At 32.6% G+C, this 14,970-nt stretch carries 11 protein-coding genes; 7 read left to right on the forward strand and 4 right to left on the reverse strand.

Annotated elements, in window-relative coordinates:
• The 5 genes from RCH18_RS15285 to RCH18_RS15305 all read left to right on the forward strand — a co-directional run.
• A partial coding sequence (locus tag RCH18_RS15285) for a T9SS type A sorting domain-containing protein (RefSeq protein WP_326937642.1) occupies window positions 1-660 on the forward strand: 660 nt, incomplete at its 5' end.
• 19 nt (window positions 661-679) lie between these two features.
• Window positions 680-1,252: an RCC1 domain-containing protein gene (locus tag RCH18_RS15290; protein ID WP_326937643.1), complete on the forward strand. Its 573-nt coding sequence runs from the start codon at window positions 680-682 to the stop codon at window positions 1,250-1,252.
• Entirely contained in the window at window positions 1,216-2,079 is an 864-nt protein-coding gene (locus RCH18_RS15295; RefSeq protein WP_326937644.1) for a T9SS type A sorting domain-containing protein, read from the forward strand. Before RCH18_RS15290 ends, RCH18_RS15295 begins: the two co-directional genes overlap by 37 nt.
• Before the next feature lie 239 nt (window positions 2,080-2,318).
• Window positions 2,319-4,139 (forward strand): ATP-binding protein, encoded by a 1,821-nt coding sequence (locus tag RCH18_RS15300; protein WP_326937645.1) that lies wholly within the window; start codon window positions 2,319-2,321, stop codon window positions 4,137-4,139.
• Window positions 4,132-4,764 (forward strand): response regulator transcription factor, encoded by a 633-nt coding sequence (locus RCH18_RS15305; protein ID WP_326937646.1) that lies wholly within the window; start codon window positions 4,132-4,134, stop codon window positions 4,762-4,764. The genes RCH18_RS15300 and RCH18_RS15305 overlap by 8 nt, the downstream gene beginning before the upstream one ends.
• A gap of 501 nt (window positions 4,765-5,265) precedes the next feature.
• On the opposite strand, the gene RCH18_RS15310 is transcribed toward RCH18_RS15305, so the two are convergent.
• The 4 genes from RCH18_RS15310 to RCH18_RS15325 form a co-directional block, all read right to left on the reverse strand.
• Window positions 5,266-6,012 carry a succinate dehydrogenase/fumarate reductase iron-sulfur subunit gene (locus RCH18_RS15310; RefSeq protein WP_326937647.1) on the reverse strand — a complete coding sequence of 249 codons (747 nt, stop codon included), beginning with the start codon at window positions 6,010-6,012 and terminating at the stop codon, window positions 5,266-5,268.
• 51 nt (window positions 6,013-6,063) lie between these two features.
• Window positions 6,064-8,064 (reverse strand): fumarate reductase/succinate dehydrogenase flavoprotein subunit, encoded by a 2,001-nt coding sequence (locus RCH18_RS15315; RefSeq protein WP_326937648.1) that lies wholly within the window; start codon window positions 8,062-8,064, stop codon window positions 6,064-6,066.
• A gap of 13 nt (window positions 8,065-8,077) precedes the next feature.
• Window positions 8,078-8,743: a succinate dehydrogenase cytochrome b subunit gene (locus RCH18_RS15320; RefSeq protein WP_326937649.1), complete on the reverse strand. Its 666-nt coding sequence runs from the start codon at window positions 8,741-8,743 to the stop codon at window positions 8,078-8,080.
• Between the two features lie 553 nt (window positions 8,744-9,296).
• On the reverse strand, window positions 9,297-12,134 hold the full coding sequence (locus RCH18_RS15325; protein ID WP_326937650.1) for a glycosyl hydrolase: 2,838 nt from the start codon (window positions 12,132-12,134) through the stop codon (window positions 9,297-9,299).
• A gap of 203 nt (window positions 12,135-12,337) precedes the next feature.
• Between RCH18_RS15325 and RCH18_RS15330 the strand changes: the two genes are divergently transcribed.
• Both RCH18_RS15330 and RCH18_RS15335 read left to right on the forward strand, forming a co-directional pair.
• Window positions 12,338-13,630, forward strand: coding sequence for an aminopeptidase P family protein (locus tag RCH18_RS15330; RefSeq protein WP_326937651.1), 1,293 nt, complete (start codon window positions 12,338-12,340; stop codon window positions 13,628-13,630).
• Between the two features lie 326 nt (window positions 13,631-13,956).
• Window positions 13,957-14,757 carry a TIGR00266 family protein gene (locus tag RCH18_RS15335; RefSeq protein WP_326937652.1) on the forward strand — a complete coding sequence of 267 codons (801 nt, stop codon included), beginning with the start codon at window positions 13,957-13,959 and terminating at the stop codon, window positions 14,755-14,757.
• Window positions 14,758-14,970 lie beyond the last annotated feature (213 nt).

Genomic DNA, 14,970 nt, shown 5'->3' on the forward strand with positions numbered 1-14,970 from the left:
CCGGGATTTGGTAATGCCAATACTGCGACTGTTACCGCGGGTAACACGCTAAATTTAATCAACTATCCCATTGTTGCACAAAATCTAACCGAGGGAATTCATTTTTTATACATTCGTTGCAAAGATGCCAACAACAAATGGAGCATTTCCACACGAAAAGTGCTGTACGTTTACCCCAACCTAAATGCTATTTCGCCCATTGTAGCAGCCGAATATTATATTGACAATGATCCCGGAATTGGTTTAGGAAATGCTATAGTTGTAACAGCCAATACTATTGTGCAACCAAGTTTTACAGTTGCAACAAATTCTCTATCGGTAGGTAATCATTTCCTTTATGTGAGAGTAAAAAATCAAAATGATTCTTGGAGTATCGTAAGGAAACATATGTTTACTGTGAACGAAGCCCTTTCTGTTAATGAAAATTTATTGCGTGAAGCAATGGTGTATCCAAACCCAACTACGGGAGTTTTTAACATAAAAATTTCCAATGATGAAAGTATTCAAAAAGTTGAAATTGTGGATATGTCAGGAAAAAAAGTTGCTACAGTAACAGAGAATACCTCCCAAATTGATGTTTCGCATTTATCTAATGGTACCTATATTCTAAAAGTCTCAAACGGAAATTACAATTACACTCAAAAATTAATTAAAAAATAATTTTTTTAAATTAAATATCATGAAAAATTTTTCACAGCATTTAAAAAGAAAAGTAATTACAGTATTTTTTACACTACTATTGGCATCACAGTTATCCGCCCAATGCTGGCAAACCATAAGTGCTGGAGGAGGATCAACCTTGGGCATAAAAGCAAATGGTACTTTATGGGCTTGGGGCGAAAATGCTTGGGGTCAATTGGGCAACGGCACAAATGGATCTACACCCATCAAAATTCAAATTGGAAATGACACTAATTGGTCAAAAGTGAGTACAGGTTCAGGGCATACTTTAGCTATTAAAACCGATGGTACTTTATGGGCTTGGGGTGAAAATTTATACGGTCAAGTAGGAGACAATACCTATATTGATAAAGTAGTTCCCGTTCAAATTGGTACTGATACAAATTGGGCCGAAGTGGAAGCTGCAAGTTTACATTCAATAGCTTTGAAGACCAATGGAACAATTTGGTCTTGGGGTTCAAATATGTTTGCGCAATTGGGAGACCCAATCATATCGAGCAGAAACTTTCCAGGTCAAGTAGGTCTAGATACCAATTGGATTGCTATCAGCCAACTACTTCTCATACTTTAGCTATTAAAACTAACGGAACTTTATGGAGTTTTGGTAGAAATAGTGATGGGCAATTGGGTGACGGAACTATAATATTTCGATCTACTCCGGTACAAGTTGGAACGGATAATACATGGTCAAAAATAGCTACAGGAGGACAATTTAGTATTGCTGTTAAAAACGACGGAACTTTATGGTCATGGGGCGATAATATCGTAGGCCAGTTAGGAGATGGAACACTTGAGGATCGGCTTACACCAGTGCAAGTGGGAAATGCAACCAACTGGCAAAATGTAACCCTAGGGTATTTTTTCGCAACGGGTATAAAAACTGCAGGTACAATTTGGAGTTGGGGAAGCGGTAGAGACGGCCGATTGGGAACAGGATCATTAACCGATGCGTATTTTCCAGTTCAAATTGGCACAGCCACAGATTGGCTCTCCGTTGATTCTGCTACCAATCATACTTCCGCTTTAAAAAATGACGGTTCGTTAAGTGCTTGGGGTGTTAATTTTGCCAGCGGTTTAGGTGATGGAACTACTATTGAAAAAAATGTTCCGACAGCAATAAATTGTCCTGAAGCTCTTAATATTTCTGAAAGTTTCAATGCTTCTAATTTATTTATTTATCCAAATCCGTCAAGCGGTGTCATCAATATAACAACCAATAAATCAATTGAAAATAGCGCAATAACTGTTTCTGACTTAATTGGACATATATTATATCAAAAAAAATCAGAAAATGTAAATAACCAAAAATTAGACATAAGTAAACTTCAAAGCGGTATTTATATTTTGAATATTTCAAACGGAAATTATAATTATTCTCAAAAAAATTTTAAACAGTAATATTTTATAAAAAACACGTAAAATCAACCCTTTTTTTTTCAAAAGTGTAGATGCAATCAACTTTTTGTTTACTTTAACACTATAAACAACAACACTTTAACTAAACCTGTGTAAAAAAAGTAAAAGACTTACAGTATAAAACTGAAACATTCTAATAAATAACGTTGGGAAAATGAAAATCAATGATTAAAATTTATTTTAAATTTATTTTAAATTTATTTAATCGCTAAAACCGAGAAATGAAATTCTTAATTATACTAATACTGATCTCATTTTTTTTAATTGGCACAGCCCAAACATTTCCAATAAAAAAAACCATCCAAGAATTTAATACTTGTAAAACTAGAGCCTGCCAAATAAAAGCTTCTTTCCTTATAGCAGAATACTATTTAGAAGAGGACAAATTATACGATGCTCAAAAATGGCTATATGTTAGTGAAAATTTAAATAGTATTGAAAAATTTGATACAATTAGTGTGTTTATAAATAGTTTGCAATCTGAGCTATTTTATTATAATGCTCTTTATCAATTTGGCGTAAATGAAGCTGATAAAGTGATTAGTAAGTCAATAAAACTGAAAGACAGTTTACTTATTTCAAACGGCTATTTCTTTAAAGCAATTAATTTATTTGAAATGAATAAAGTAAAAGATGCTGAAAGGATATTGTGGAAATCAAAAAATTATCAGCCTGTCTACACTACTAAAAAACAGTTAAGAAGTCCTATTCTAAGAGAGCATATATACAATAATCTAGCCCAAATTAAACTTCAATTACAGCAATCAGACTCTGCTATATACTACAACAAAGCAGCTTATGTTCGTGCTAAAAAAAACGATAGCAAAAGAGGAATCCCAAATATAGAACAGACTTTTGGACAGATTTATTTAGACCAAGATAAATATAATGATGCTATTTATTATTTTCAAAAAAGTACTGAATCTGCAATAACAAACAATTATTTTGATATTGCTTTGCTTAATTATGGTTACCTGATGCTTTGCTACCCAAATGATTTTAAAAATAGTGATATTTGGTTTAATAAAGGCGTGGCACTATTATCGATCAAAAAAATAAATATATCTTTTCAAGTACTTTTTTATGAAACTGCAGTAAAAGTTTTTAAAAAAAATAGTGAGTTACAAAAATTAGCATTTACGCAAGAGCAATTAATCATACTAAATGAAAAAATTTCTTTCAGTAATAATGATTATATTCAAAACATAAGTAAACAATATTTACAAAATGAAAATAAGCTATTAAAGCAAGAATTGAATTTGACAAGAAGCATACAAGAAAAACAATTCTTTTATATTTTATTAGCTGCATTATCATTAATTTTAATTGCCTTAATATATTTTATTAAGCAGCGACAAAAATTAAAAAACCAAGAAATAGATACGCTAAAACAAAATCAGGAGATATCTAATTTAGAATCTTTAATAGATGGAGAAGAGAAGGAGCGGAAACGAATAGCTCAAGAATTACACGATGGTTTAAATGGAGATTTGTCTGCTGTTAAATATAGACTTTCTAGTTTAGATCATACCATTTTAGCACAAGAAGATCGGGAAAATTTAATAAAATCTATACTATTAATTGATAGTGCTTGTGCACAAGTTAGAAGTATTTCCCACAATTTAATTCCTACTTCTATTTTGGATTTTGGATTGGTTGAAACAGTTAGTCAATATTGTAGCAAAATTAATAATTCATATCCATTATCATTAGATTTTCAATATTTTGGAAATCCAGCAGTATTAAACAAAAAAAATGAAACTGTTATCTACCGTATTATTCAAGAATTGATTAATAATATTTACAATCATTCTAAAGCCACAACGGCATTAGTACAACTTAATTTTCATGAAAATGAATTGTTTATAACCGTAGAAGATAATGGAATTGGATTTGATCCAAAAATGGTTCAAAATGGTTTGGGTTTAAAAAACATTAGATCAAGAATCCAATTCCTTAATGCAAATCTTGAAATAGATAGTACTAAAAAAGGCACCTCCTATCATATCACTGTTGGTTTAAATTTATTAAAAGATGATTAAAATAGCTATAACAGATGACCATCCTATTGTAATCGAAGGCATTAAAATGATGTTGAAATCTAATAAAGATATCGTTATTGATCAATCATTTAAGAACCTAAATGAAATGTTTGATGGGCTAAATGAAGATATTAGAATTTTACTTTTAGATATAAATTTGCCTGACGGTAATGGAATTATTGCTTGTAAAGAATTATTAAGCCGTTTTCCAAATCTTAAAATAATTGCATTAACTAATTATGAAGACATCTCATTTATTAAGCAAATTATAAAAAATGGTGCGCTAGGCTATCTCTTAAAGAACACAAGTAAAAACGAGCTTATTGAAGCTATAAAAACGGTATTAAATGGCGAACTCTTTTTGCAAAAAAATATAAGAGATTTATTGCTAAATGAATCGTTTGGAAAAGCATCAACATCATCTTTTTTTATTCCAAAGTTAACCATACGTGAAAAAGAAATATTAGAACTGATTATCAAAGAATATACTACCGAAGAAATGGCTACTAAACTATTTTTAAGTGCAAAAACGGTAGAGTCACATCGAAGTAATCTCATCCAAAAGCTTGGAGTAAAAAACAGTGCTGGATTAGTACGTGTTGCATTTGAAAAGGGATTGATATAAAAAATGCACCTTAATTTATAATTGCTATACTTACATTTCTATTGTAAAGCTATTAAATTCAAAAATTATATAATATACAACTCATAATTAAAATTATAAAAACTTCTAGTTTTATGGTTATAATTTAATGTATATTTATTTCTGTCTTTTAATGCTATATTTTATAGTTGTTAAATTTTTTAATAGGCAAGAATTAGCAGTGTAAAGAGTATGATAAGTAAATAAACTCATGCGTTACTTACTGTATAATTTTACTAGTAGTCATTGTAAAGTTATTTTATATGTTACGGCTGAGGGATAGCAGTGAAAATCCTTTTATGGAATGCAATGGAATAAAAGATTGTAACGTATAGCCCGACCGCAGGGCAGCCCAAAAGCAAAAAAACGCATTCAAAATCAATGAATGCGTTTTTTTATAACATTTAATCTTATTTATGATAAAGATGAAAAATGATAAAGTCATCAAAAATCTTAAATCGTTAATCAAAATCTTAAACTCTATTATCCCTTCAAACTCGCTGATAAGTACTCTCTGTTCATTTGCGCTATATAGTCTAACGAAATTCCTTTCGGACATTCTACCTCGCACGCACCAGTATTGGTACAATTACCAAAACCTTCCGCATCCATTTGAGCAACCATATTTAGTACACGGTCAGTAGCCTCCACTTTACCTTGTGGCAATAAAGCATATTGAGACACTTTTGCCGCTACAAAGAGCATTGCAGATGAGTTTTTACAAGAGGCTACACAAGCACCGCAACCTATACAAGTGGCTGCATCAAAAGCTCTATCGGCATTGTGCTTAGGAATAAGGATTGCGTTAGCATCAGTTGGCTTTCCAGATGTATTAACCGATACAAATCCTCCCGCTTGTTGGATTCTATCAAATGAACTTCTATCTACTACTAAATCTTTGATTATTGGAAAAGCTTTAGCTCTAAAAGGCTCAATGAAAATGGTATCTCCGTCCTTGAACATTCTCATGTGCAGTTGACAAGTTGGAACTTTTCTATCTGGACCATGAGCTTCACCATTGATGTACAGTGAACAAGAACCACAAATTCCTTCTCGGCAATCGTGATCAAAAGATACTGGTAAATCTCCTTTATTTATTAAACCTTCGTTTAGAACGTCTAACATTTCAAGAAAAGACATATCTTCTTCAATTCCATCTATTGGATATTCAACGATTTTTCCTTCTGCTTTAGCGTTTTTTTGACGCCATATTTTTAATGTAAGTTTCATTTTTTTTAAGTATTGAGTATTAAGAAATAAGTATTGAGACTTTTCTAAATACTATTTATAACTTCTTTGAACTAATTTTACGTTATCAAACACCAATGGCTCTTTGTGTAAAATAGCATCGCTAGGATTTCCTTTGTATTCCCATGCAGCTACATAAGCAAAGTTTTCATCGTCACGTTGTGCTTCTCCCTCTGGAGTTTGGTACTCTTCGCGGAAGTGACCTCCACAGGATTCATTTCTATGCAAAGCATCTTTAGCGAATAGTTCTCCTAATTCAAGGAAATCAGCAACACGTCCTGCTTTATCTAATTCTTGATTTAAGCTAAATGCATCACCTGGCACTTTTACATCATTGTAAAACTCTTCTCTTAAAGCTGCAATCTCAGTAATAGCTTCGTTCAACCCTTGAGCATTACGAGCCATACCTACTTTATTCCACATGATCTTTCCTAATTTCTTATGGAAATAATCTACAGAATGTGTTCCTTTATTGTTCATAAAGCGCTCAATACGCGCTTTTACGTTATTTTCTGCTTCAACAAATTCAGGTAAATCAGTTGAAATTTCACCAGTTTTGATATCTGGAGCTAAATAATTACCGATAGTATATGGCAATACAAAATAACCATCTGCTAACCCTTGCATAAGTGCCGAAGCTCCTAATCTATTTGCACCGTGATCGGAGAAATTAGATTCTCCTATTGAAAAACATCCTGGAATGGTAGTTTGTAAATCATAATCAACCCATGTTCCGCCCATAGTATAATGCACCGCAGGATAAATCATCATAGGAGTTAAATATGGATTTTCATCAACTATTTTCTCATACATTTGGAACAAATTCCCGTACTTGTTGGCAACAGTTTCAGCTCCTAATTTTGTTATTAATTTAGCATCATTTGCATCTAAACCTTTTACATAAGCTTGCTCTTTTCCGTAACGTTCTATCGCGGCAGCAAAATCTAAATAAACAGCTTCACCTGTTTTATTTACACCAAAACCAGCATCACATCTTTCTTTTGCAGCACGCGAAGCAATATCACGAGGTACTAAATTTCCAAAAGCGGGATAGCGTCTTTCTAAATAATAATCTCTATCGGCTTCAGCGATGTCTGTTGGTTTCAATTTACCTTCACGAATATTCTTTGCATCATCTAGTTTTGCAGGAACCCATATACGACCGTCATTACGCAGAGATTCTGACATCAAGGTTAATTTAGACTGGTGATCTCCTGAAACTGGAATACATGTAGGGTGAATTTGCGTATAACAAGGATTGGCAAAAAACGCTCCTTTTTTATGAATTTTCCATGCAGCAGTTGCATTACTTCCCATTGCATAAGTAGACAAGAAAAATACGTTTCCGTATCCACCTGAAGCTATCACTACAGCATGAGCTGAATGTCTTTCTATTTCTCCAGTTACTAAGTCACGAGCAATAATTCCTCTTGCTTTACCATCTACAATCACTAAATCTTGCATTTCGTGACGCGTGTATGATTTTATTTTTCCACGACCTATCTGGCGATTCATTGCTGAATATGCGCCTAATAAGAGTTGCTGTCCTGTTTGTCCTTTAGCATAAAATGTACGCGCTACTAGAGTTCCTCCAAACGATCTGTTATCTAGTAAACCACCATATTCGCGTGCTAATGGAACACCTTGCATAACACATTGGTCAATTATATTCACAGAAACTTCTGCTAATCGATGCACATTCGCTTCTCTGGAACGGTAATCGCCACCTTTTACAGTGTCATAAAACAAACGGAAAGTTGAATCTCCATCGCCTTGGTAGTTTTTTGCTGCATTAATTCCCCCTTGTGCAGCAATAGAGTGCGCACGACGAGGTGAATCTTGAAAGCAAAATGATTTTACGTTATATCCTAATTCAGCTAAAGTTGCAGCAGCAGAACTACCTGCAAGACCTGTTCCAACAACGATAATATCAATATTACGTTTATTAGCAGGATTTACTAAATTAATGTGATCTTTATAATTTGTCCATTTGTCCGCTATAGGACCATTTGGTATTTTTGAATCTAATGCCATTGATAATTTAATATTAATGATTAAAGTAATGAAATAATGCGATGAAAATAAAACCAAAAGGAATTACAATTGCAAAAGCATATCCCAATTTATGTAATGATCTTGAATATTTGTTGCTGAAACCCACAGATTGAAATGAGGAGTTGAACCCGTGCCATAAGTGTAATGATAATAAAACAAAAGAAACACTGTAAATAGCAGTTCGCACTGGACTTTCAAACTTATGTACTAACTCAGCGAAATATCGAGTTTCGTCGAGCGGATTTACTTCTACATATTTGTAAACCATCTCCGGAATCCAGAAGTCATAAAAATGTAAACCCATAAATGCAAGAACCACTAAACCAGTAATGATCATGTTTCTGGAAGCCCATGATGAGTTTGCTGCTCCATTGTTTTTTATATAACTAATTGGTCTTGCCTTATTATTTTGATATTCTAAAACAATACCCATCACAAAGTGAAAAATAACTCCAATGATAAGAATAGGCTGAATAACAAATTGTACCAACGGATTGTTACCCATAAAATGAGAAATGCTGTTAAAGGTGTCAGGGCTAAAAACCGAGGTGCTGTTTATAAAAAAATGTTGTGCTAAAAATAAAATTAAGAAAAGTCCTGAAAGCGCCATAGCCACTTTTTTTGCTATCGATGACTTTAATAATGCAGATTTTGCCATAAGAATGTGTATGTTATAATTTAAAAATCATACAAAAATAGACCAATTACGCATATACTACAACCTTTGCGTTATAATTTATAATGATTTTAAAGTGTTAAAGCTTACAATTTTATAATTAACTATGAATCAACTGTCATTCTACAAAAACTTTAATTTTCTATTAGACAAAAAAAGATTAATAAAAAGTAAAATGTGGCTTTAAATTATTGATTTTTAGTATTTAGATGCGAGTATTAAAAAATTGTCATTAGGTGTTTTTATGTAAAAATGGAAAAATTTTCAATTGCTTTTGAATATAAATAATTGTTTGTTACTAATAGAAAAAATCCCTATGTTCCGCACAATACTATGGCAATAATTGTTCCAACAACTGAAAAATTCTGATAAAAGTAACTGTATTTAAAGTATTAAAATTGCCGTTTTTCTATTGATGATCAAATAAATATAAATTAATTAAAAATAAATTTATGCTGGTAAACATTTTGAAACATAAAATAAAAAAAACACGATTCTATGGGGAATCGTGTTTTTTTTATTTTAATTATTTTTTTTATTTTGATTCTACAATCTCAAGATTCGTGGTAACACTCTCTTTTCCTTTCTGTACAATTACTTTATTACTCGAAACTGGAAGGTAATATTTCCCGTTTTTAGATTCTTCTAATTTTAGCTTTTTGTCCTTACTTTTTAATTTATTCGCTGATTCTTTTGAGATAGAAAGATCATAAATTTGCTTATTAAGCCCCTTAACTGCTTTAACTTTTTGAGAAAAAACAATTTCTTTTGCACTATTCTCTACTTGAAGTAAAACCTCTGAATCACTATTGGAATAAAACCAAATTTCTGCATTTGGTTCTGAAGTTTTTACCCATGAACTCCAGCTATTTCCCCATTGGCTAGATTTTTTGATTTTTTTAATTTCAAATAAATGTAGATTTTCAGCCGTGATTTTTTCATTTAGCTGTTGCACTTGCTCTAAATTCACTTTGTAAATAGAACGTCCGTGAGTTCCAACCACTAAATCTCTAGCTTTCTTTTGAATTACTAAATCATGTACCGCTACATTTGGAATTCCGTCAGAAAAATCATTCCAACTTAATCCTTTATCTAATGTGATATACAATCCATTATCTGTTCCTACATATAAAATACTTTCGTTAACATTATCTTCAACGATTACATTTACTGGACTTACTGGTAAATTAGTAGCGATGCTATTCCATGTTTGTCCATAATCATCTGATCGATAAAGATAACTTGTAAAATCGTCATTTCTATATCCGTTTAAAGTTACATAAACTCTTTCTACTTTATGTGATGATGCCACAACTCGCGATACCCATAAGTTTTCTGGTAAATTATCTGAAATATTATTCCACATTACTCCTCCATCTTTTGAAACATAAACTAGTCCATCATCACTTCCTGTATAAAACAAACCAAATTGTAATTGACTTTCACTAATAGTTGCAATGGTACCAAAAGCTACATTACCCTCCTTTGGTCCTTGTGTTAAATCTTTAGAAATTGCAGTCCAAGTGCGACCTTGATCCATACTCCTATGTAAAAAATTAGAACCCATATACAAAATATCCTGATTATGAGATGACAATAGTATAGGCGTTTGCCAATTATATCGCAATGGTTTTTCGTCTTTTTTTGGCTTAGGCGAGATATAGTCGCGCTTGTTATTAGCTCGATCTATTCTATAATAATTTCCAAATTGAAAACCTGTAAAAACAATATTGGGATTTCTTTTGTCGATTTGCGTTTGCATACCATCACCACCCATTAGATTTTCATACGGATATTTACCCGTCTGATACCATTCTGATGAGAATTTGTAGTCACTAGGCCCAACCCATACTCCATTATCTTGCATTCCGCCGTAGATATTATAAGGCTCTTGTTCATCTACACTTACCGAGTAAAACTGGCTTACACCGTGGGAATTCCCTTTAAACCAATGTGCTCCATCATCATACGAAATATTTAAACCACCATCATTACCATTTATCAAATGTCCTGATTTATTAGGATTTACCCATACAATATGATGATCAGCATGAACATTTTCATCACTGATCGAAGTAAAAGTTTTTCCGCCATCAATTGATTTTATTATAGGCACACCGGATAAATAGATTTTATTTTCATCATTTGGATCTACTGAAATGACACTAAAATAATAACCATAAGAATAAAAGAAATCATCTATATACTCTTTATGCGTCTTGACCCAATTTTTACCTCCATTAACTGACTTATAAACTTCAGCTCCAATAACTTCAGTTTCAGCCAAATTATTTATAGCATCAAAAACTACTTTACGAGCTTCATCAGGTTTTAAATATCCATTTTCAACCCAATGTTTAATATTCTCAGCTCTATATTTTTCAGTTAAACCATAATTTTTTAGAATAGAGTTTAAGCTTTTATTGGGCAATTTTAAGAATTCATCCCCTGGCACAGAAAATGCAGTTGGTAATGAATTTGTTTTTTTAGACTGTACTGGCCTTTTAAATTGATTATCTAAAACCGCATAAACGGTGTTATCATCATAAACAGCTAAGCCAATACGTCCTACACCCTCACCGATAGGAAATCCGCTACTAGTGTTTGAAAAAAGTTTCCAAGTCATTCCAGCATCTTCACTTTTATAAATTCCAGAAGTGGCGCCACTTCCTATAAAATCCCATGCTTTTCGATCTTTGCTCCAAGAAGCGGCAAACTGAACATTAAAGTTTTTTGGCGATACAACCACATCTATAATACCAGTTTCATTATCTACAAATAATGTTCTGTTCCAAGATTTTCCACCATTTGTGGTTCGATAAACACCTCTTTCTTCATTTTTTGAATACAAATGTCCTACAGCTCCCACAATAAGTTCCTCAGAGTTTGATGGGTTTATTAGAATTCTGCTAATATGATGGCTGTCGTGCAAACCCATATTTTGCCACGATTTTCCTTTATCTTCAGATTTTAGAATTCCAATACCTGCGTAAGATGATCGTGACGAATTCACTTCGCCCGTTCCTACCCATATTGTCCCTGTTTTCCAATTTACAGCAATATCACCTATGTTTTGAGTTGGAGCATTATCCATAACTGGCGTAAAACTCATCCCATTATTATTTGTGTACCAAAGTCCTCCTGAGGCATAACCAACATAAAATTCAGTTGGATTATTTGGATTTACATCTAAATCTACCACCCTACCGCTCATCACCGTAGGTCCAACATTTTCGAAAGTCACATTTTGAAAGAGCGACTGCTTTTCCAATTCTGTTTTAACTTTTAGCGATTGCTGCATCGCATCGACAGATACTTGCCCCCAAGAAATGGCTTGCGTAATAAAAACTGAGAAGAATATTATTTTTTTCATGTGTAACTGAATTTATGGCGAAAATTACTGATAAATATAATGATCTGAAAATTTTATACTGTAATTAACAGCCATTCGATCTAAAGTTACTATTTTTGAATGTACAACCTATCAAATCGAATAAAATTAAAATTGCTAAAAATATTAATGTTTATTGACAGGCAATTTTATTTTAAGTTCAAATAATTAATAAAAACAATACAATGAAATACCATCAAATTGATCGCACTTTGTTTATAAAAAACCGCGCTAAATTCATGGCTCAAATGAAGCCACAAAGCGTTGCCGTTTTTAACTCCAATGATATTTATCCAATTTCTGCTGATAGCTCTTTACCATTTGCTCAACATCGTGATATTTTTTACCTAAGTGGAGTGGATCAAGAAGAAAGTATATTGTTACTTTTTCCAGACGCACCGTATGAGCATCAAAGAGAAATTTTGTTTCTAAAAGAAACTAGTGAACATATTGCTATTTGGGAAGGTGAAAAATTAACAAAAGAACGCGCTTTTGAAGTTTCAGGAATACGAACTGTTTACTGGTTGCAGGATTTCGAAAAAATTTTATTCGAAATGATGACTTATTCTGAAATCATTTATATTAATACGAATGAACATTATCGGGCTACTGTTGAAACTGAAACTCGTGAAGCTCGTTTTATAAAATGGTGGAAAGATAAATATCCAGCTCACACGGTTGCAAAAAGCAATCCAATATTGCAGCGCTTGCGTTCTATAAAAGAAACTGAAGAATTAGATTTAATTCAAAAAGCTTGTAATATTACAGAATTAGGTTTCAGAAGATTACTTTCTTTTGTAAAACCAAACGTTACTGAATATGAAATCGAAGCGGAACTAATTCACGAATTTGTTAGAAATCGATCTAAGGGATTTGCTTACACCCCTATTATCGCTTCTGGAAATAATGCCAATGTTTTACATTATATTGAAAACAACCAACAATGTAAAGCAGGTGATTTAATTTTATTAGATGTAGCGGCAGAGTACGCTAATTATTCTAGTGATATGACAAGAACAATTCCAGTATCGGGAAGATATACAAGCAGACAAAAAGAAGTGTATAGCGCGGTTTTACGTGTTAAGAATGAAGCTACTAAAATGCTTACTCCGGGAACATTATGGAAGCAATATCATATTGAAGTAGGCAAAATCATGACATCAGAATTACTTGGTTTAGGACTGCTTGATAATGCGGATATACAAAATGAAAATCCAGATTGGCCAGCTTATAAAAAATATTTTATGCACGGAACTTCACATCACATGGGACTTGACACGCATGATTACGGAATTCTAATTGAAGCTATGCAACCCAATATGGTTTTTACCGTAGAGCCTGGAATTTATATTCCTGCAGAAGGTTTCGGAATTCGATTAGAAGATGATGTAATTATCCAAGAATCTGGAGAACCATTCAATATGATGCGCAATATCCCTATCGAAATTGCAGAAATTGAAGAATTAATGAATTCCTAATTTCTTTATTTTATATACCATAAATCGGTTCATAGCAATGTGAACCGATTTTTTTTGGAGCTACTTAATATTTCTATAACTCACTTGAGTCTTGCTACTCATGAGTAGATATAGACTGATTATTTTAACCGAGCTATAAGCAATTCAATTTTATACTTGCACATCAACTAAAAAATATGAAATCATTAAAATTAAAGTTAAATCTGTAACTTTATCTTTTTAATATAGCATTATCTAACTAATTAGATATTAGTCATTACTTTTTCAAATTAATTTTTTTAATTTGTTACTTTAAGAAAAAATATAAAACTTAAACCATTTAAATCATGCAAGCACACGAAATAGATTATCAAATATTTGGCGAGGAAATGCAATATGTAGAAATAGAATTAGACCCACAAGAAATTGTAATTGCCGAAGCGGGCAGTTTTATGATGATGGATAATAATATCCAAATGGAAACTATTTTTGGTGATGGCTCAGGACAAGAGGGTGGAATTTTTGGCAAAATTTTAAGCGCGGGCAAAAGAGTCCTTACAGGCGAAAGTTTATTTATGACTGCTTTTATTAATCAAAATAACATGAAAAGCAAAGTGTCGTTTGCTTCACCTTATCCTGGAAAAATAATTCCTATTGACTTAAGGCAGTTTAATGGAAAATTCATTTGTCAAAAAGATTCTTTTCTATGTGCTGCCAAAGGTGTCTCTGTTGGAATCGAATTTTCTAAAAAATTAGGTCGCGGATTATTTGGTGGCGAAGGTTTCATTATGCAAAAAATCGAAGGAGACGGAATGGCGTTTGTACATACTGGAGGCACACTAGCCAAAAAAGAATTAGCAGCTGGCGAAGTTTTAAAAGTAGATACGGGCTGCATTGTAGGTTTCACTAAAGACGTTGATTATGACATTGAATTTATTGGCGGAATCAAGAATTCTATTTTTGGAGGCGAAGGATTATTTTATGCTACACTTCGCGGACCAGGAACAGTTTATATTCAGTCATTACCATTTAGTCGACTTGCCGACAGAATCATTGCATCCGCACCAAAAGCTGGCGGCAATAGTAGGGATGAAGGTGGTTTATTAGGTGGCTTAGGAAGCATGCTTAGTGGTGATAGACGATTTTAAAAATGCTACCCTTACACATTTTTTAACATTAAATTGTCATCCTGACGAAGAAAGGATCTCCTCTAAAAGATATTCCAAACGGCACTATCTAAAAAGTAATCAATGTCAACTGATCCATTTGTTTAGATTCCTCCTTCGTCGGAATGACAATATAACGGGAATGAGAGCGGTATTATGCAAGTTATAATTTTAACTCTTTCAATAATTAATAAG

Origin of the sequence: Flavobacterium sp. PL11 (assembly GCF_035985025.1) — a bacterium.
Taxonomy (GTDB): Bacteria; Bacteroidota; Bacteroidia; order Flavobacteriales; family Flavobacteriaceae; genus Flavobacterium.